At 66.7% G+C, this 17,390-nt stretch carries 18 protein-coding genes; 10 read left to right on the top strand and 8 right to left on the bottom strand.

The features are described 5' to 3' along the window. The first annotated feature begins 25 nt into the window (after window positions 1–25). Window positions 26–1,747 (top strand): tetratricopeptide repeat protein, encoded by a 1,722-nt coding sequence (locus BLR51_RS03425; protein WP_089843887.1) that lies wholly within the window; start codon window positions 26–28, stop codon window positions 1,745–1,747. Beyond that, a complete protein-coding gene (locus BLR51_RS03420) occupies window positions 1,734–2,609 on the top strand; it encodes a 4-(cytidine 5'-diphospho)-2-C-methyl-D-erythritol kinase (protein WP_089843884.1) in 876 nt (291 codons plus the stop codon). Before BLR51_RS03425 ends, BLR51_RS03420 begins: the two co-directional genes overlap by 14 nt. On the opposite strand, the gene BLR51_RS03415 is transcribed toward BLR51_RS03420, so the two are convergent. Further along, window positions 2,603–3,604 (bottom strand): polyprenyl synthetase family protein, encoded by a 1,002-nt coding sequence (locus BLR51_RS03415; RefSeq protein WP_089843881.1) that lies wholly within the window; start codon window positions 3,602–3,604, stop codon window positions 2,603–2,605. The two genes, BLR51_RS03420 and BLR51_RS03415, sit on opposite strands and share 7 nt — an antisense overlap. Between BLR51_RS03415 and BLR51_RS28695 the strand changes: the two genes are divergently transcribed. The 3 genes from BLR51_RS28695 to BLR51_RS03400 all read left to right on the top strand — a co-directional run bounded on the left by BLR51_RS28695 (window position 3,494) and on the right by BLR51_RS03400 (window position 4,926). Continuing rightward, window positions 3,494–3,874, top strand: coding sequence for a putative signal transducing protein (locus tag BLR51_RS28695; RefSeq protein WP_511229352.1), 381 nt, complete (start codon window positions 3,494–3,496; stop codon window positions 3,872–3,874). The two genes, BLR51_RS03415 and BLR51_RS28695, sit on opposite strands and share 111 nt — an antisense overlap. Continuing rightward, entirely contained in the window at window positions 3,864–4,661 is a 798-nt protein-coding gene (locus BLR51_RS03405) for a tRNA1(Val) (adenine(37)-N6)-methyltransferase (protein WP_089843876.1), read from the top strand. Before BLR51_RS28695 ends, BLR51_RS03405 begins: the two co-directional genes overlap by 11 nt. A 91-nt stretch (window positions 4,662–4,752) precedes the next feature. After that, window positions 4,753–4,926, top strand: coding sequence for a YdcH family protein (locus BLR51_RS03400; RefSeq protein WP_089844103.1), 174 nt, complete (start codon window positions 4,753–4,755; stop codon window positions 4,924–4,926). Window positions 4,927–5,077: 151 nt separating this feature from the next. Here BLR51_RS03400 and BLR51_RS03395 read toward each other — a convergent pair whose 3' ends face one another. The 4 genes from BLR51_RS03395 to BLR51_RS03380 form a co-directional block, all read right to left on the bottom strand. Next, window positions 5,078–6,004, bottom strand: a complete 927-nt coding sequence (locus BLR51_RS03395; protein ID WP_089843874.1) for a VOC family protein — start codon at window positions 6,002–6,004, stop codon at window positions 5,078–5,080. A gap of 141 nt (window positions 6,005–6,145) precedes the next feature. Next, window positions 6,146–6,868, bottom strand: a complete 723-nt coding sequence (gene phbB / locus BLR51_RS03390; RefSeq protein WP_089843871.1) for an acetoacetyl-CoA reductase — start codon at window positions 6,866–6,868, stop codon at window positions 6,146–6,148. A 146-nt stretch (window positions 6,869–7,014) separates the two neighbouring features. Continuing rightward, window positions 7,015–8,190, bottom strand: a complete 1,176-nt coding sequence (locus tag BLR51_RS03385) for an acetyl-CoA C-acetyltransferase (protein ID WP_089843868.1) — start codon at window positions 8,188–8,190, stop codon at window positions 7,015–7,017. Between the two features lie 181 nt (window positions 8,191–8,371). Further along, the gene (locus BLR51_RS03380; protein ID WP_089843864.1) at window positions 8,372–9,181 is read right to left on the bottom strand and encodes an EAL domain-containing protein; all 810 of its coding nucleotides are present in this window, start codon (window positions 9,179–9,181) and stop codon (window positions 8,372–8,374) included. A gap of 247 nt (window positions 9,182–9,428) precedes the next feature. Here BLR51_RS03380 and rpsD point away from each other — a divergent pair, with 247 nt between their 5' ends. From rpsD to preA, 3 genes are all read left to right on the top strand, one after another. Continuing rightward, window positions 9,429–10,049, top strand: a complete 621-nt coding sequence (gene rpsD / locus BLR51_RS03375) for a 30S ribosomal protein S4 (protein ID WP_089843861.1) — start codon at window positions 9,429–9,431, stop codon at window positions 10,047–10,049. A gap of 175 nt (window positions 10,050–10,224) precedes the next feature. Beyond that, window positions 10,225–11,547 carry an NAD(P)-dependent oxidoreductase gene (locus BLR51_RS03370; protein WP_089843858.1) on the top strand — a complete coding sequence of 441 codons (1,323 nt, stop codon included), beginning with the start codon at window positions 10,225–10,227 and terminating at the stop codon, window positions 11,545–11,547. 12 nt (window positions 11,548–11,559) lie between these two features. Next, the gene (gene preA, locus BLR51_RS03365; protein WP_089843855.1) at window positions 11,560–12,864 is read left to right on the top strand and encodes an NAD-dependent dihydropyrimidine dehydrogenase subunit PreA; all 1,305 of its coding nucleotides are present in this window, start codon (window positions 11,560–11,562) and stop codon (window positions 12,862–12,864) included. Window positions 12,865–12,940: 76 nt separating this feature from the next. Here the strand turns inward: preA and BLR51_RS03360 are convergent, their stop codons facing one another. Together BLR51_RS03360 and BLR51_RS03355 are read right to left on the bottom strand one after the other, a co-directional pair. Further along, complete coding sequence (locus BLR51_RS03360; protein WP_089843852.1) at window positions 12,941–13,183, bottom strand: hypothetical protein; 243 nt, start codon at window positions 13,181–13,183, stop codon at window positions 12,941–12,943. A gap of 23 nt (window positions 13,184–13,206) precedes the next feature. Further along, on the bottom strand, window positions 13,207–13,857 hold the full coding sequence (locus tag BLR51_RS03355; protein WP_089843848.1) for a TetR family transcriptional regulator C-terminal domain-containing protein: 651 nt from the start codon (window positions 13,855–13,857) through the stop codon (window positions 13,207–13,209). Between the two features lie 168 nt (window positions 13,858–14,025). On the opposite strand from BLR51_RS03355, the gene BLR51_RS03350 reads away from it, so the two are divergent. Both BLR51_RS03350 and hydA read left to right on the top strand, forming a co-directional pair. Next, window positions 14,026–15,276, top strand: coding sequence for a Zn-dependent hydrolase (locus BLR51_RS03350; protein ID WP_089843844.1), 1,251 nt, complete (start codon window positions 14,026–14,028; stop codon window positions 15,274–15,276). 93 nt (window positions 15,277–15,369) lie between these two features. After that, window positions 15,370–16,824, top strand: coding sequence for a dihydropyrimidinase (gene hydA, locus BLR51_RS03345; protein ID WP_089843841.1), 1,455 nt, complete (start codon window positions 15,370–15,372; stop codon window positions 16,822–16,824). 182 nt (window positions 16,825–17,006) lie between these two features. Here hydA and BLR51_RS03340 read toward each other — a convergent pair whose 3' ends face one another. Further along, a complete protein-coding gene (locus tag BLR51_RS03340; protein WP_089843836.1) occupies window positions 17,007–17,378 on the bottom strand; it encodes a hypothetical protein in 372 nt (123 codons plus the stop codon). Window positions 17,379–17,390 lie beyond the last annotated feature (12 nt).

Raw genomic sequence — 17,390 nt, 5'->3', positions numbered from 1 at the left:
CCCAACTCAGAATGCAGGAGACGGCATGGCAGGCAAGGCTCGGGGAACTCTGCGCGGCATGGTGGCGGCGCTGGCGCTGCTGGCTCCGGTGCCGGTGGCGGCGGATGGTCTGGCGGGGGCCTATCTGGCGGCGCGTCAGGCCAGCTTTACCGGCGATTTCAAGGCGGCGGCACAGTATTACGCCCAAGCCGCGACCCATGACCCCACCAATACCGAAATCATCGAACGCGCGACCTATGCCCATATCGGTCTGGGCGAGATCGACGCGGCCACGGCACTGGCGGACCGGCTGACCGAACGCGGCGTGCGCAGCCAGATCGGCACCATGGCGCAGGTCGCCACGATGGCGCGGGACGAAGATTACGCGGCCATCCTTGCCAGCCTGAAGGGCGAAAACAGCATCGGGCCGCTGGTCGACGGGCTGGTGATCGCATGGGCCGAACTGGGCGGCGGCAATATGGATGCCGCGCGCGCGGCCTTCGACGCGGTGGCGCAGGATCGCGGGCTGGCGGGATTTGCCGCCTATCACAAGGCGATGGCTCTGGCCTCGGTCGGGGATTTTGGCGGCGCGGAGGCGATCTTTGCCTCCAGCCAGACGGGGGGCATGCAGCTGACCCGTCGCGGCATCATGGCGCGCGCCGAAATCCTGTCGCAGCTGGGCCAGCCCGAACAGGCGGCGGATCTGATCGAGGAGGCCTTCGGGCAGGTGCTGGATCCGGAACTGCGCGCGCTGCATGATCGGCTGGCGTCGGGCGAGGCGCTGCCCTTCAGCGGCGTGCGCAGCCCGCGCGACGGCATCGCCGAGGTGTTCTATACGCTCGCGGGCGCGCTGGCCGATGAGGCCGACGAGGATTTCACCCTGCTTTACGCCCGCATCGCGGATTTCCTGCGCCCCGACAATGCGGGGGCCATCCTGATGACCGCCGATCTGCTGGACCAGCTGGGCCAGTATGATCTGGCCGCGACCACCTATCGGCGCGTGCCGCGCGAGGATCCGAATTACCACATCGCCGAGATGGGCCGCGCCGATGCGCTGCGCGCCGAGGACAAGATGGATGCGGCGGTCGAGGTGCTGGAACAGCTGGCCGAAACCCATGGCAACCAGCCTGCGGTGCATTCCGCGCTGGGCGATCTGCTGCGCCAGCTGGAACGCTATGACGCTGCCGTGGCCGCCTATGACCGCGCGCTGGGCGCTTTTGAACGGCCCGATCCGGCGCAGTGGTTCCTGTATTACGCGCGCGGCATCAGCAAGGAGCGGCTGGATGACTGGCCCGCCGCCGAGGCCGATTTCCGCGAGGCGCTGGAGCTGAACCCCGACCAGCCGCAGGTGCTGAACTATCTGGGCTATTCGCTGGTGGAGCATCAGCAGAATCTGGACGAGGCGCTGGCGATGATCGAACGCGCCGTCGCGGCGCAGCCGCAGGCGGGCTATATCGTCGACAGTCTGGGCTGGGCGCTCTATCGCCTTGGCCGCTATGACGAAGCGGTGGGCCATATGGAACGCGCCGCCGAACTGATGGCGGTGGATCCTGTGGTCAACGACCATCTGGGCGATGTCTACTGGGCTGTGGGCCGCCATACCGAGGCGCGGTTCCAGTGGCAGCGGGCGCTGTCCTTCGTCGACTGGGAAGAGGCATCCGAGGAACTGGATCCCGACCGCATCCGCCGCAAGCTGGAGGTGGGATTGGATCAGGTGCTGTCCGAAGAAGGCGCACCGCCCCTGAAGGTGGCGAATGACGTGCATTGAGGTCTTTGCCCCGGCAAAGATCAACCTCGCCCTGCATGTCACCGGCCAGCGCGCCGACGGTTACCATCTGCTCGATTCCCTCGTGGCCTTCGCCCCGGTCGGCGACGTGCTGCAGCTTCGCCCTGCCGAAGCGCTGAGCCTGACGCTGGCCGGGCCGGAATCCGCAGGGCTGAGCCCGGGGCCGGACAACCTTGCGCTGCGCGGCGCAGCGCTGGTGGCGGCGGGGCAGGGGGCGGCGATCCATCTTGCCAAACATCTGCCGGTGGCCTCCGGCATTGGCGGCGGCTCTGCCGATGCGGCGGCGGCGGTGCGCGGCATGCTGGCGCTGCGCGGAACCGAGGCGCCCGCCGGGCTGGGGCAGGATCTGCTGGCGCTGGGGGCCGATCTGCCCATGTGCCGGATGAACGCGCCGCTGCGCGCGCGCGGCATCGGCGAGGTGCTGGAGCCGCTGTCGCTGCCGCCGCTGCCCGCGCTGCTGGTCAATCCGCGCCTGCCCGTCGCCACGCCCGCGATCTTTCGCGCGCTGGCCTGCCGCAGCAATCCGCCGCTGCCCGAGGCGCTGCCGGTCTTTGCGGGGCCCGAGCCGCTGATCGACTGGCTGGCGTGGCAGCGCAACGACCTGCAGCCCGCCGCCTGCGCGGTGGAGCCTGCCATTGGCGCCGTGCTTGACGCGCTGCGTCAGCTGCCCGGCTGCCGTCTGGCGCGCATGTCGGGATCAGGGGCCACCTGTTTCGGGCTTTTCGACACCGAAGCCGAGGCCCTTCAGGCGGCGCAGCTGCTGCGCGCCGCCCGGTCGGGCTGGTGGATCGCGCCTGCCGTGCTGGGGGACCAGACGCAGCGCGCGACGCCGCGCCGTCAGTAAAGCCGCGACACCACAAAATCCGCCAGATCGATCAGCACGTCGCGCATGTCTGACGGCGGCAGCGTCGCCATCGACTCCTTGGCGCGCCCGGCCCAAAGCAGCGCCTCGTCCCGCGTCGCCTCCAGCGCGCCGTGCTTTTTCAGCAGGGCCAGCGCATGGTCCAGATCGCCGTCTTCCTGACGGCCCTTTTCGATGGTGCGCTGCCAGAAGGCGCGTTCGGTCGCATCGGCGGCGGCCACGGCCTTGATGACCGGCAGGGTCAGCTTGCGTTCGCGGAAATCGTCGCCGACATTCTTGCCGGTGGCGCTGCTGACGCCCTGATAGTCCAGCAGGTCATCGGCGATCTGAAAGGCGATCCCCAGCGCGTCGCCATAGGCGTAAAGCGCCTGCACCTGCGATTCCTCGGCGCGGGCGATGACCCCGCCCACCTCGGTTGCGGCGGAAAACAGCGCGGCAGTCTTGCCCCGCACCACCTGCAGATAGATGGAGTCGTCGGTGCGCAGATCCTGCGCGGCGGTCAGCTGCAGCACCTCGCCTTCGGCGATGGTGGCGGCGGCGTTGGAGAGGATCTCCAGCACGCGCAGATCGCCGGGTTCGGTCATCAGCTGGAAGCTGCGGGCGAACAGGTAATCCCCCACCAGAACCGAGGATTTGTTGTCCCACAGCAGGTTGGCGGTGGGGCGACCGCGCCGCTGGCGGCTTTCGTCCACCACATCGTCATGCAGCAGCGTCGCGGTGTGGATGAATTCCACCGTGGCGGCCAGATGGATGTGGAACGGCCCGTCATAGCCGCAGATCCGCGCGGCGGCGAGCGTCAGCATGGGGCGCAGGCGCTTGCCGCCCGCCTCCACCAGATGCGCCGTCACCTCGGGGATGCGGGGCGCGTGTTTCGACGCCATCCGCGCCCGGATCAGCGTGTTGACCTGCCCCATGTCGTCTGCCAGCATCGCCGCAAGGCGGTCGTGCGGCTTTGCATCCGGTGTGTCCAAGCCCATAAGACCCTCGCCCAAGGCTCGACAAGGCCGCAGCCCTGCCATTACATCCCCATTATGGAAGAGCTTCTCAGAACCAACGACATAACCTTGATCCCGCTGGCGAAGACCCTCCTCGATGCGCAGGGTATAGCCAGCTTTGAGTTGGACGTAAACATGAGCATCCTCGAGGGAAGCTTGGGCATTCTGCCGCGCCGCCTGATGGTCCGCGGCTCCGAACTCGAAGCGGCGCGGCGGGTGCTGCGCGAGAACGGGGTCGTCTTTGAGGGCTGAGCCCTTTGCCGAGGCGGATCTGGACTGCTGCGCCTTTCTGGGCGGGCGGCTGCGGCTGTGGCAGCCGCGTCACGGCTATCGTGCGGGCATCGATCCGGTGCTGCTGGCAGCCTCGATCCCGGCGCGGGCGGGGCAGCGCGTGCTGGAACTGGGCTGCGGCGCCGCGCCCGCGCTCTGCTGTCTTGGGGTGCGGGTGCCGGGGCTGGCGCTGACCGGGGTGGAGATTCAGCCCGCCTATGCCGCGCTTGCCCGCCGCAACCTTGCCCAGAACGGCCTGACCGGCGAGGTGCTGGAGGCTGATCTGGCCGCGCCCCCCGCCGCGCTGAAGGCGCAGAGCTTTGACCATGTTCTGGCCAATCCCCCCTATTTCGAGGAGGGCCAGCGCAGCGCCGCCCCCGATGCCGGGCGCGAACTGGCGCTGGCGGGGCCGCTGCCGCTGGCAGGCTGGGTGGCACTGGCCGCGCGCAGGCTGGCGCCGCGCGGCACTGCGACCTTCGTGCAGCGGGTGGAACGGCTGCCCGAGCTTCTGGCCGCATTGGGCGCACATCTGGGATCGCTGGAGGTGCTGCCGCTGGCGCCGCGCGCGGGCCGCGCGCCCCGGCTGGTTCTTGCCCGTGGCCGCAAGGGCGGGCGTGCGGCTTTCCGCCTGCAGCCGCCGCTGGTCCTGCACGAGGGCGCGACTCACCTTGAAGACGGCGAGAGTTACACAAATGTCATACAGGCAGCGTTGCGGGACGGCGCGCCGCTGGCTTTTGCCGCTGACGACCGCGGAAAGGGCAGAGTGTAACGTTTCGTCAAGCAATGCTGCGGGTGCGGCGTGACAGAATGTAAAAGTTATGTTGCACTGGTTTTTGCTTATTCAGCACAAGGAGGACGATATGAGCGTGACTTCGCACTTGCAGGAACTGAAGAAGAAGCACCAACACCTCTCCACGACGGTTGAACAGATGCAGCGCAGTCCGGGCGTGGACGATCTGCATGTCGCCAACCTCAAGAAGCAGAAGCTCCGCATCAAGGAACAGATCACCCGTCTGTCGTCTCAGCCGCACTAGGCGGAGGCGGACAGGCTCGGGTCTGCGGTCCCGGCCAGTTTCCGCCCTGCCATGTGTGCGCCTGTCTGAAGCAGTGCAGAAACAGGAAACGCCCCGGGGGAGGAGCCCGGGGCGTTCTTCTGTTCTGGCCTGACGATTCTATCTTAACGGGTCAGTCGCCCAGCGGTTCGAGGCGGCGTTCCAGATCGGCGCGCAGATGGGCATGCTGCTGCGGCAGTTTCAGAGCCTCGCCCAGATGGGCAAGATCCTCGTCGCGGTCGAAGCCGGGCTCGTTGGTGGCGATTTCGAACAGCACGCCGCCGGGGCTGCGGAAATAGATCGCCCAGAAATAGTCTCGGTCGATCACCGGGGTGATCTGCGCCCCCGCCTCGGTCAGGGCCTGCCGGATCTGCAGCTGTGCGGCGCGATCATCGACCGCGAAGGCGATGTGATGCACGCTGCCCGCGCCCTGATCGGCCTGCGGCGCATCCACCTGCGCCAGATCGACAGTGCCCGCGCCATTATGCGCGGGCAGGACAAAGCGGGTCACGTTGCCCTGACGGCATTCTTCCTGATAGCCCATCAGGCCCAGCAGATCCGCCGTGGGGCCGGTGTCGCGCAGGCGCAGTTCCACCGAATGAAAGCCGCGAAGCGCGGTATCGGCGCCGATGCCGTTGCCGGTCCATGGCGTGCGGTCATCTTCGGCCTCGACCAGCGCCAGTCCGTCGCCATCCGGGCCCTGAAACAGCAGGCGGTTTTCGCCAAAGGTGTTCACCCGCTCCAGCCCGGGAACGCCCGCCTCGCCCAGCCGGGCCTCCCACGCGTCCAGCGTGCCTTCGGGCACGGCAAAGGCGGTGGTGGACACCTCGCCGCTGCCCGCACGGCCCCGGCGGGCGTGGGGGAAGGGGAAATAGGTCATCACCGAACCGGGCGTGCCAGCCTCGTCGCCGTAATACAGGTGATAGACATCGGGCGCGTCGAAATTCACCGTCTTCTTCACCCGGCGCAGGCCCAGCGTTCCGGTGAAAAAGGCGTTGTTGCGAGCGGCGCTGCTGGCCAGTGCGGTGACGTGGTGCAGGCCCTTGATGGTGTCAGGCATTGGGGTTCTCCTGATGCGGATATGACCCGAATATAGGCGGATCCGGCGTGACGGAAACGGGAGGCTCCGCAGGGGAGGGCTGCGTCTGCGCACATCAAGGCCCCGGCGCGGAACGCCGGGGCCGTGGTTCAAGCGTCGGGATCAGACGAAAAACTGCCCGCCATTGGCCGAAATGGTCGAGCCGTTGATGAAGCCCGCATCGTCAGAGGCGAGGAACACCACGCAGCGCGCGATCTCCTCAGGTTCGCCCAGACGGCCCGCGGGGATCTGCCCGATGATTGATTCACGCACCTTTTCCGGCACCGCCATCACCATTTCCGTGGCGATATAGCCCGGGCAGATGGCATTTGCGGTGATGCCCGCGCGCGCGCCTTCCTGTGCGAGGCTTTTCACGATGCCCAGATCGCCCGCCTTGGTCGCGGCATAGTTCACCTGCGCGAACTGTCCCTTCTGGCCGTTGATCGAGGAAATCACGATGACCCGCCCGAACTTGCGCTCGCGCATGCCGGGCCAGACCGGGTGCACGGTGTTGAACACGCCGGTCAGGTTGGTGTCGACCACCTCTTTCCACTGCTGCGGGGTCATCTTGTGGAAGGGCGCGTCGCGGGTGATCCCGGCATTGGCCACCACCACGTCGATGGGCCCCAGATCGGCTTCGACCTGCGCGATCCCGGCCTTGGACTCGTCGTAATCGGCCACGTTCCACTTGTAGGTCTTGATGCCGGTGGTTTCGGTGAACTTGGCCGCAGCCTCGTCATTGCCGGCATAGGTCGCGGCCACCTCATATCCGGCCGCCTTCAGCGCCTTGGAAATCGCCTCGCCAATGCCCCGGCTGCCCCCGGTCACCAATGCAACTCTTGCCATGCTATCCTCCAATATGGCCGATGTCTTGTAACGTTGTTACCCAATGAATACCTTATTCGCAACAATATTGCGCAGTTCTTCGCAGATGCAGCAAGGCGGGCAAAAAGAAAAAGGGGCGCGGCGGCGCCCCTTTTTACGTCGAAGGGTCAGGGGCGTTCCACGCAGAGCGCGACACCCATGCCGCCGCCGATGCAGAGCGTCGCGAGGCCTTTCTTGGCGTTGCGGCGCTTCATCTCGAACAGCAGCGTGTTCAGCACCCGCGCGCCCGAGGCGCCGATGGGGTGGCCGATGGCGATGGCGCCGCCGTTGACGTTCACGATGGCCGGATCCCAGCCCATGTCCTTGTTGACGGCGCAGGCCTGCGCGGCAAAGGCCTCGTTGGCCTCGACCAGATCCAGATCCTCGACACGCCAGCCCGCCTTGTCCAGCGCCTTGCGCGAGGCGTGGATCGGGCCCACGCCCATGATCGACGGATCAAGCCCGGCGGTGGCGTAGGACGCGATGCGCGCCAGCGGTTCGATCCCGCGCTTTTCGGCGTTTTCGGCGGTCATCAGCAGCACGCCCGCGGCGCCGTCATTGATGCCCGAGGCATTGGCCGCCGTCACGCTGCCATCCTTGGCGAAGGCGGGGCGCAGTTTCTGCATCGCTTCGATGGTGGCGCCGTGACGGATGTATTCGTCTTTGTCGACCACGGTCTCGCCCTTGCGGGTCTTGACGGTGAAGGCGATCACCTCGTCGTCGAAACGCCCGGCCTTCTGCGCGGCTTCGGCCTTGTTCTGCGAGGCGAGGGCGAATTCGTCCTGCATCTCGCGGCTGATCTGCCACTGGGTCGCGACGTTTTCGGCGGTCTGGCCCATGTGATAGCCGTTGAAGGCATCCCACAGACCGTCGCGGATCATGGTGTCCACATAGGTCACGTCGCCCATCTTGTGCCCGGCGCGCAGATAGGCGGCATGGGGGCTGAGCGTCATGTTTTCCTGACCACCGGCGCAGATGATGTCGGCATCACCCAGCAGGATGTGCTGCGCGCCAAGCGCCACGGTGCGCAGGCCGGAGCCGCAGACCTGGTTGATCGACCACGCGGCGGATTCCTTGGGCAGACCGGCATTGATATGGGCCTGACGGGCGGGGTTCTGGCCCTGCGCCGCGGTCAGCACCTGTCCGAGGATGGTTTCGGACACTTCACCCTTTTCGATTCCGGCGCGGGCCACCAGCGCCTCCAGCACCGCGGCACCCAGATCATGGGCCGGAGTGTTGGCGAAGGCGCCGCTGAAACTGCCCACGGCTGTACGTGCCGCGGATGCGATAACCACATTGGTCATGAATTCTCCCTCCATGCAGAGCCTCGGCGCTGATGCGCGGTCCCGCCCTCGTGGCAGGAACCGACCTTCCGCGCCTGACTTCCCGCCCTTGATACCGCGCTGCAGGGCCGCAGGACAGTGTTTCTGCACATGTTTTGCAGCTGGTAGCGCAATTTGTCGCTGCCCCGGCAGGGCGTCCCGCTCAGGCGCGGGCCTGCGCCGGACGCGCCTGCGGCCTGCGCCATGCGGGGGTGACGGTGGGTGCGCCGAAATGGTAGCCCTGCAGGCAGTCGACGCCAAGCGCGGCAAGATAGGCGGCGTCTTCGGCCCGCTCCACCGATTCGGCGACGGTGAACATGTCGAACTGGTCGGCGATGGCCAGCATGGCGCCGGTCAGCACCTGATTGTCGGCATCCTGCGCGATGCCGGTCACGAACTGCCCGTCGATTTTCAGGATGTCGAAGCTGAACTGCTTGAAATGGCGCAGCGCGGTATAGCCCGCGCCAAAATCATCCAGCGCGAAGGTGATGCCGCGGCGCTGCAGCGAAGCCATAAAATCCACCACCAGTTCGGGCACCAGCATGGCCGAGGATTCGGTGATTTCCAGAATCAGCCGTTCGGCCACGGTGGGGTCGCGGTCGATGCCGCGGGTCAGCGTGCGCGACCATGCGCGATAGCCGATGGAGCGGGCCGACATGTTGACCGACAGCCGCAGCCCCGGTTCCCGCGCCAGTTCCCGCAGCCCGTGATCCAGCGCGATGCAGTCCAGCAGGCGGCCATATTCCGTGTCTTCCAGCGCGGGCATGAAGTCCCGGGCGGGGACGATGCGCCCGGTCTCGTCCAGCACGCGAATCAGCGCCTCGTGAAAGGCGATGGTGGCGGGGTCGCGGGCGCGCACCACCGGCTGATAGGCCAGCAGCACCTGCCGGTGCCGGATCGCGTCGCGCACCATGTCGACGATGCCGCGGTCCCGCGCGTCCAGCGCCAGATCCAGTGCGGTGGGTGCAATCATCTCCGGCCCGTTCCCCTGTGTGCTGGCGGTCTTTGCGCCCCGCCATCCTGCGCCTGTGGACTTAACGGCGGTTTAAAGGACAAACTTGGCGGCAAATTCGCGGCTCACCTCGGGCTGGCGTGTTGACTCCGGGCCAAAGCCGCATATAAGCGCGCCTTCATTGGTGTTGGTGGCCCCCGCAAGGGGATGCCCTGTCGGCCTTCGGGCAAAGGACAACGCCCTTCGTCACATATGAAGGAGATCAGCCGTGACCAAACGCACGTCTGCCAAGTACAAGCTTGACCGCCGCATGGGCGAGAACATCTGGGGCCGTCCCAAGTCCCCGGTGAACAAGCGCGAATATGGCCCCGGCCAGCATGGTCAGCGCCGCAAGGGCAAGCTGTCGGACTTCGGTCTGCAGCTGCGCGCCAAGCAGAAGCTGAAAGGCTATTATGGCGATCTGACCGAAAAGCAGTTCCGCCGCATCTTCTCGGATGCCGAGCGCCTGAAGGGCGACACCGGCGAGTTGCTGATCGGCCTGCTGGAGCGCCGTCTGGACGCCGTCGTCTACCGCGCCAAGTTCGTGCCGACCGTGTTCGCCGCGCGTCAGTTCGTGAACCACGGCCACGTCATGGTGAACGGTCGCCGCGTGAACATCCCCTCCTACCGCGTGAAGGAAGGCGACGTGATCGAGGTCCGCGAGAAGTCGCGCCAGATGGTCGTGCTGCTGGAAGCCGTGCAGCTGGCCGAGCGGGACGTGCCCGATTACATCGAGGCCGACCATTCCAAGATGACCGCGACCTTCGTGCGCACCCCCGGCCTTGCCGACGTGCCCTATGCCGTGATCATGGAACCGAATCTGGTCATCGAATATTACGCGCAGAACTGATCCTTCTGCCCGCGATCTGTGCAAAGGCCGTCCCTTCGGGGGCGGCCTTTCTGCATTGTCTGCCGGATTTTTGAGCAGACGTCCCGACAGGGGCGGGGCGAATTTCTTTACCGATTGATAAAAATTTTGACCCGTGAGAGCGTTTTTCCATAGCGCAGGCAGCGGGAGGCGACCGATGGACGCAAGGCAACTGGCAGAGGGCATCCGCCCCGGACGGCTGGACCGGGCCGTGATCGAGGCGGGTTTCGCCGATCTGCACCCGCCGCTCAGCGCTCACGAGGCGCAGGTCGCGGCGGACCGCTGCTATTTCTGCCATGATGCGCCCTGCATCACCGCCTGTCCCACCGGCATCGACGTGCCGCTGTTCGTGCGGCAGATCAGCACCGGCCAGCCCGAGGCGGCGGCCCGCACCATTCTGGAGCAGAACATCCTTGGCGGCATGTGCGCCCGCGTCTGCCCGACCGAAACGCTGTGCGAACAGGCCTGCGTGCGTGAAGCCGCCGAAGGCCGCCCGGTAGAGATCGGGCGCCTGCAGCGCCACGCCACCGACAGGATCATGGCGCGCAACGCGCATCCCTTTGACCGCGCCGCCCCCACCGGCAAGCGCGTGGCCGTTGTGGGCGCGGGGCCCGCAGGGCTGGCCTGTGCCCACCGTCTGGCGCTGAACGGGCACGAGGTTACGCTGTTCGACGCGCGGCCCAAGCTCGGCGGGCTCAATGAATACGGCATCGCCGCCTATAAAAGCCCGGAGAATTTTGCCGCGCGCGAGGTGGACTGGCTGCTGGGCATCGGCGGCATCACCCTGCGCCCCGGCATGGCGCTGGGGCGCGACCTGACGCTGGACGACCTGCGGGCCGGGCATGACGCGGTGTTCCTTGGCCTTGGTCTGGGCGGGGTCAATGCGCTGGGGGTCGAGGGCGATCACCGCGAGGGCGTGCTGGACGCCGTGGGCTTCATCGCCGATCTGCGGCAGGCCGAGGATCTGTCCCGCTTGTCCGTGGGGCGCGACGTGGTGGTGATTGGCGGCGGCATGACCGCCATCGACGTGGCGGTGCAGGCTAAGTTGCTGGGGGCGCTCAACGTCACGGTGGTCTACCGGCGGTCGCAGGCGCGGATGGGCGCCTCGCGCTTCGAACAGGATCTGGCGCAGAGCAAGGGCGTGCGGATCCTCTGCAATGCGGTGCCGGTGGCGGTGCATGGCAATGGCGCGGTGCGCGAGGTTGAGTTCGAATTTGCCGATGACGCGCTGCAGCCCACCGGCACGCGGATCCGGCTGGCCGCCGATCAGGTGTTCCGCGCCATCGGCCAGACCCTGACGGGCGACGCGCTGCCGGACCTGACAGGCGGCAGGATCGCGGTGGACGGGCAGGGGCGCAGTTCGCTGCCCGGGGTCTGGGCCGGTGGCGATTGTGCCAGCGGCGGCACTGATCTGACGGTGACGGCGGTGGCGCAGGGTCGCGACGCCGCGGACGCCATCCACACAAGCCTGATGGGCTGAGGAGCACGCGACATGGCTGATCTTTCCTGTGACTTCGTGGGCATCTCCTCGCCGAACCCGTTCTGGCTGGCCTCGGCGCCGCCCACCGACAAGGAATACAATGTCCGCCGCGCCTATGAGGCCGGCTGGGGCGGGGTGGTGTGGAAAACGCTGGGCGAAGCGGGCCCGCCGGTGGTCAACGTCAACGGTCCCCGCTACGGGGCGATCTGGGGCGCGGACCGGCGGCTGCTGGGGCTCAACAACATCGAACTGATCACCGACCGCCCGCTGGAGGTGAACCTGCGCGAGATCAAGGCGGTAAAGCGCGACTGGCCGGACCGGGCGCTGGTGGTGTCGCTGATGGTGCCCTGCACCGAAGAGGCCTGGAAGGCGATCCTGCCTCTGGTCGAGGAGACGGGGGCGGACGGGGTGGAGCTGAATTTCGGCTGCCCGCATGGCATGAGCGAGCGCGGCATGGGCTCTGCCGTGGGGCAGGTGCCCGACTATATCGAGATGGTGACACGCTGGGTGAAACAGGCCAGCCGCATGCCCTGCATCGTGAAGCTGACGCCGAACATCACCGACATCCGCAAACCCGCAGAGGCGGCGAAACGCGGCGGGGCCGATGCGGTGAGCCTCATCAACACCGTCAACTCGATCACCGCCGTGGATCTGGATCTGTTCGCGCCCGAGCCCACCATCGACGGCAAGGGCGCGCATGGCGGGCTGTGCGGTCCGGCGGTCAAACCCATCGCGCTCAACATGGTGGCCGAAATCGCGCGGTCCCCCGAAACGCGGGGCCTGCCGATCTCGGGCATCGGCGGCGTCACCACATGGCGGGATGCGGCGGAATTTCTGGCGCTGGGGGCGGGCAATGTGCAGGTCTGCACGGCGGCCATGACCTATGGGTTCAAGGTGGTGCAGGAGATGACGCGAGGGCTGTCGGAATATCTCGACAGCAAGGAGATCGGGCTTGGCGATCTGATCGGACGGGCCGTGCCCAATGTCAGCGACTGGCAGCATCTCAACCTGAACGCGGTGTCCAAGGCGCGGATCGACCCGGATCTCTGCATCAGCTGCGGACGCTGCTACGCCGCCTGCGAGGATACCTCGCATCAGGCCATCGCGATGCTGCCGGGCCGGGTTTTCGAGGTCAAGGACGAGGACTGCGTCGCCTGCAACCTGTGCGTCAATGTCTGCCCGGTCGAAAGCTGCATCACCATGGTGCGGCTGCCCGCAGGGGCGGTTGATCCCCGCACCAGGTTGCAGGTGTCAGCGGATCGGGCGGACTGGACGAGGCATCCCAACAATCCGATGGCCCAGCAGGCTGCGGAGTGAGGTTCGAGATTTTTCGACGAAAAATCTCGAAATCGTGCGCCGGGAGTCGCGAGAAAATTCGGACGAATTTTCTCGCTCAACACACCACGCGCAGCTGGCCGGAATTGCAGATGATCACATACTGATCGCCGCATTCCAGCAGATGAAATCCGCGCGCCTTGACCTCGGCGATCAGGGCGTCGCGTCCGATTTCGCGGTGAACATCGCGGATCTTGCGCCGGACCACGCCGCCCGTCTGTACGGACTTCGCCCCGAAAATCCGTGCCTGCCAGCACCGGTTCGGGATCACGTCTGGCGAAGGGGAGAGATGCGGGTCCATATCCGCACTCTGCGGCATTCTGATTAACGCAGAGTTGACGCTGCAGGGGCGGGAGGTGCCGGGGTCAGCAGCTTCCGAACGACCGTCAGCACATGGTCCTGCGCCGCGCGCCATCCAGCGGACTCGTCGGGGACCAGAATCCGGACCTGCGTGTCAAAATCCGCATAATGCTGGGTCAGCGCCCAGATCGAGATCAGAACCTGCGCCGGATCGGCCTTGGCCAGACGGCCCTCGTCCATCCAGCGCCGCAGCAGGGCGCATTTGGTGTCAAAAAGCGGCTTCAGCCTGTGCTGCAGATGGGGGTGCATCCGGGGGGCGCCTTGCAGGATCTCATTGGCAAAGAGACGGCTTTCCCGCGGGAAGCGGCGGCTCATCTCCATCTTGCGGCGGACATAGCCCAGAATCTCGTCGAGCGGCTCACCTGCCGGATCGAGATGGTCGAGCGGCGCGAGCCATTTTTCCATCAGCGCATTCAGCAGCTGGACATGGATGGCTTCCTTGCTCTCGTAATAATAGAGCAGGTTGGGCTTCGACATGCCTGCGGCATCGGCGATCTGGTCCAGAGTCGCGCCGCGGAACCCCTGCTGCGAAAACACCTCCAGCGCCGCCTCAAGGATGCGGCGGCGGTTTCTGGTCTGGATGCGGCTGGTCTTTTTGGCCGGTGTCGCCTCCATGGGGCTCCTCTGCTGCTTTTGCGGGCGCTGCGGGACACTGCCGGACCCTGCCCCGTGGGGGTTTTCTTGACAGGCTTGGGGCGGATTGCAATCGTGGCTTGACCAAACGGTAAAAAATCGCCGCGTCTGTGCAGGCTGCGCGCCGGGACGGGCGGAATGGAGGGCAGAATGGCGGCAGCGGGAGAAAACCTGCGCATCAATGGCGACCGGCTGTGGGACAGCCTGATGGAGATGGCCCGGATCGGCCCCGGAGTTGCGGGGGGCAACAACCGCCAGACCCTGACCGATGCCGATGCCGAAGGCCGCGCGCTGTTCCAGCGCTGGTGCGAGGCGGCGGGGATGACCATGGGTCTGGATGCCATGGGCACGATGTTCGCCACCCGCGCGGGCGAGGATCCGGAGGCGCTGCCGGTCTATATGGGCTCGCATCTCGACACCCAGCCGACGGGCGGCAAATATGACGGGGTGCTGGGGGTGCTGGGCGCGCTGGAGGTGGTGCGCAGCATGAACGATCTTGGCATCCGCACCCGGCATCCCATCGTGGTCACCAACTGGTCCAATGAGGAAGGCGCGCGCTTTGCGCCCGCCATGCTGGCCTCCGGCGTCTTTGCCGGGGTGCACACGCTGGATTACGCCTATGGCCGCACCGATCCCGAGGGCAGGAGCTATGGCGAGGAACTGGCGCGGATCGGCTGGAAGGGCACCGAGGAGGTGGGCGCGCGCCGCATGCACGCCTATTACGAACTGCATATCGAACAGGGGCCCATTCTGGAGGCGGAAGGCCGGCAGATTGGCGTGGTCACCCATTGTCAGGGCCTGTGGTGGCTGGAATTCACCCTGACGGGACGCGCCGCGCATACCGGGTCCACCCCGATGGCGATGCGGATCAATGCCGGGCTCGCCATGGCGCGGATCATCGAGATGGTGCAGGAGGTGGCGATGGCCGCGCAGCCCGATGCCATGGGCGGCGTGGGGCAGGCGCGGTTCCTGCCGAATTCGCGCAACGTTCTGCCCGGATCGGTGGTCTTCACCGTCGATCTGCGGTCTCCCGATCAGGCGAAACTGGATGCGCTCCGCGCCGAGGTGGAGGCGCGCGCGCCCGCGATCTGTGCCGAGCTGGGCGTGGGCTGCGCGGTGGAGGTGGTGGGGCATTTTGATCCGGTCACCTTTGCGCCGGATCTGGTGCGCAGCGTGCGTGGTGCCGCCGAACGACTGGGATACAGCCATATGGATGTGGTGTCGGGGGCCGGGCACGATGCCTGCTGGGCGGCGAAGGTGGCGCCCGCCACGATGATCATGTGTCCCTGCGTCGACGGGCTGAGCCATAACGAGGCAGAGGAGATCAGCAAGGACTGGGCGGCGGCGGGGACGGAGGTTCTGTTCCACGCCGTGCTGGAGACAGCGGAACTTCTGCGCTGACAGGGGCTCTGCCCCGTCCGCGGCCGGGGGCCGCGGACTCCCCGGGATATTTGGACCAAGAAGAAGGGGCTGGTCCGCGACAGGGAGCAGGACATGTCCACAGTCATCAAGGGCGGCACCGTGGTCACCGCCGATCTGAGCCGCGCGGCGGATGTGCTGATCGAGGACGGGCGGATCCTCCGCATCGGGCCCGATCTGGCGGGCGACAGCGTGCTGGATGCCAGCGGCTGCTATGTGATGCCGGGCGGGATCGATCCGCATACCCATCTGGAGATGCCCTTCATGGGCACCTATTCGGCGGATGATTTCGACAGCGGCACCCGGGCCGCGCTGGCGGGCGGCACCACGATGGTGGTGGATTTTGCGCTGCCCGCGCCGGGGCAGGGGCTGCTCGACGCGCTGAAGATGTGGGACAACAAGGCGGCCCGCGCGCATTGCGACTATTCCTTCCACATGGCGGTCACATGGTGGTCGGAACAGGTGTTTTCCGAGATGGAGGCGGTGGTGCGCGAGCGTGGCATCACCAGCTTCAAGCATTTTATGGCCTATAAGGGCGCGCTGATGGTGAATGACGAGGAGATGTTCGCCTCGTTCCGCCGCTGCGCCGAGCTGGGGGCGATCCCGCTGGTTCATGCCGAAAACGGCGATGTGGTGGCGGAGCTGCAGCGCAGCCTGATGGCGGCGGGCAATACCGGCCCCGAGGCACATGCCTATTCCCGCCCGCCGCAAGTGGAGGGCGAGGCCACCAACCGCGCCATCATGATCGCCGACATGGCGGGGGTGCCGCTCTATGTGGTGCATGTCAGCTGCGAGGAGGCGCATGAGGCCATCCGCCGCGCCCGCCAGCAGGGCAAGCGCGTCTGGGGCGAGCCGCTGATCCAGCATCTGGTGCTGGATGACAGCGCCTATGCCCATCCCGACTGGGATCATGCCGCGCGGCGGGTGATGTCGCCGCCTTTCCGCAACAAGGCGCATCAGGACAGCCTGTGGGCGGGTCTGGCGGCGGGGTCGCTGTCCTGCGTGGCGACCGATCACTGCGCCTTTACCACTGCGCAGAAACGCACCGGGCTTGGCGATTTCACCAAGATCCCGAATGGCACCGGCGGGCTGCAGGACCGGCTGCCGATGCTGTGGACGGCGGGGGTGGCGACGGGGCGGCTGACGCCCGAGGAATTTGTCGCCGTCACCTCGACCAATATCGCCAAGATCCTCAACCTCTATCCGCGCAAGGGCGCGATCATGGAAGGGGCGGATGCGGATATCGTGGTGCTGGATCCGGCGCGGCGCCGCGTGATCTCTGCCGCGGACCAGCAGTCGGCCATCGATTACAACGTCTTCGAAGGCATGGAGGTCTGCGGGCTGCCGCGCTTCGTGCTGTCGCGCGGCAGGGTCGTGGTGACCGAGGGCGCCCTGACATCGCATGAGGGGCAGGGCCGCTTCGTCAGCCGCCCGCCCGCGGGGCCGGTCAACCGGGCGCTGTCGTCGTGGAAGGATCTGACGGCGCCGCGCCCGGTGCCCCGCAGCAGCATTCCCGCCAGCGGCGTCTGAAGGCGCAGCAATGGCAGGCAGAAAAACGGGGTGACGCATGGCGTCACCCCTTCGTGCTTAAATCACCTGTCAGTCGCCTTGGGGGGCCGGATGGGGATGATCGGTCCGGCACGGCGTCAGCACTTATGGACGCGGCGACACATAGCCGCGACACGTGACAGGGATATGACAGAAAACCGGCCCTAGCCTGCGCTGGCGCGGATCAGGCTGGACCACAGGTCGCGGTCGGTGAAGGGGCGGTGCAGAACCTCGAACTCTGCCGCGCGGCTTTCTTCGGCAGCAGAGCCGGTGAGGGCGATTCGGGTGCCCGCGAGGATCAGCGCCTGACCCAGCGCCGAAGTGCGCAGCTCCTCCGGACCCATCTGCACCAGCGCCACCTCGACCGGGCCGTGGTCGTGCAGCAAGGCCAGCGCCGTCTCGGCGCTGCTGGCGGTCAGCACGCCCTCCGCTCCCACTTCTGCAGCGATGGCGCGCACCACGTCTTCAGCGACGAAGCTGTCTTTCAGCAGCACGAGATAGGTTCTTGCAGGCAACAGGGCCTGTTCCGCGGTCATGGCAAATTCTCC

The sequence above is a fragment of the Salipiger marinus genome (genome assembly GCF_900100085.1).
Lineage (GTDB): Bacteria > Pseudomonadota > Alphaproteobacteria > Rhodobacterales > Rhodobacteraceae > Salipiger > Salipiger marinus.
This window is presented reverse-complemented; position numbering and strand designations above follow the sequence as displayed.

Excerpts from the sequence above, each read along its gene's own strand:
- BLR51_RS03425 (WP_089843887.1), top strand. The coding sequence starts at position 26 with ATGGCAGGCAAGGCTCGGGGAACTCTGCGCGGCATGGTGGCGGCGCTG.
- BLR51_RS03420 (WP_089843884.1), top strand. The coding sequence starts at position 1,734 with ATGACGTGCATTGAGGTCTTTGCCCCGGCAAAGATCAACCTCGCCCTG.
- BLR51_RS03415 (WP_089843881.1), bottom strand. The coding sequence starts at position 3,604 with ATGGGCTTGGACACACCGGATGCAAAGCCGCACGACCGCCTTGCGGCG.
- BLR51_RS03400 (WP_089844103.1), top strand. The coding sequence starts at position 4,753 with ATGAGCGTGACTTCGCACTTGCAGGAACTGAAGAAGAAGCACCAACAC.
- BLR51_RS03395 (WP_089843874.1), bottom strand. The coding sequence starts at position 6,004 with ATGCCTGACACCATCAAGGGCCTGCACCACGTCACCGCACTGGCCAGC.
- phbB (WP_089843871.1), bottom strand. The coding sequence starts at position 6,868 with ATGGCAAGAGTTGCATTGGTGACCGGGGGCAGCCGGGGCATTGGCGAG.
- BLR51_RS03385 (WP_089843868.1), bottom strand. The coding sequence starts at position 8,190 with ATGACCAATGTGGTTATCGCATCCGCGGCACGTACAGCCGTGGGCAGT.
- BLR51_RS03380 (WP_089843864.1), bottom strand. The coding sequence starts at position 9,181 with ATGATTGCACCCACCGCACTGGATCTGGCGCTGGACGCGCGGGACCGC.
- BLR51_RS03370 (WP_089843858.1), top strand. The coding sequence starts at position 10,225 with ATGGACGCAAGGCAACTGGCAGAGGGCATCCGCCCCGGACGGCTGGAC.
- preA (WP_089843855.1), top strand. The coding sequence starts at position 11,560 with ATGGCTGATCTTTCCTGTGACTTCGTGGGCATCTCCTCGCCGAACCCG.
- BLR51_RS03360 (WP_089843852.1), bottom strand. The coding sequence starts at position 13,183 with ATGGACCCGCATCTCTCCCCTTCGCCAGACGTGATCCCGAACCGGTGC.
- BLR51_RS03355 (WP_089843848.1), bottom strand. The coding sequence starts at position 13,857 with ATGGAGGCGACACCGGCCAAAAAGACCAGCCGCATCCAGACCAGAAAC.
- BLR51_RS03350 (WP_089843844.1), top strand. The coding sequence starts at position 14,026 with ATGGCGGCAGCGGGAGAAAACCTGCGCATCAATGGCGACCGGCTGTGG.
- hydA (WP_089843841.1), top strand. The coding sequence starts at position 15,370 with ATGTCCACAGTCATCAAGGGCGGCACCGTGGTCACCGCCGATCTGAGC.
- BLR51_RS03340 (WP_089843836.1), bottom strand. The coding sequence starts at position 17,378 with ATGACCGCGGAACAGGCCCTGTTGCCTGCAAGAACCTATCTCGTGCTG.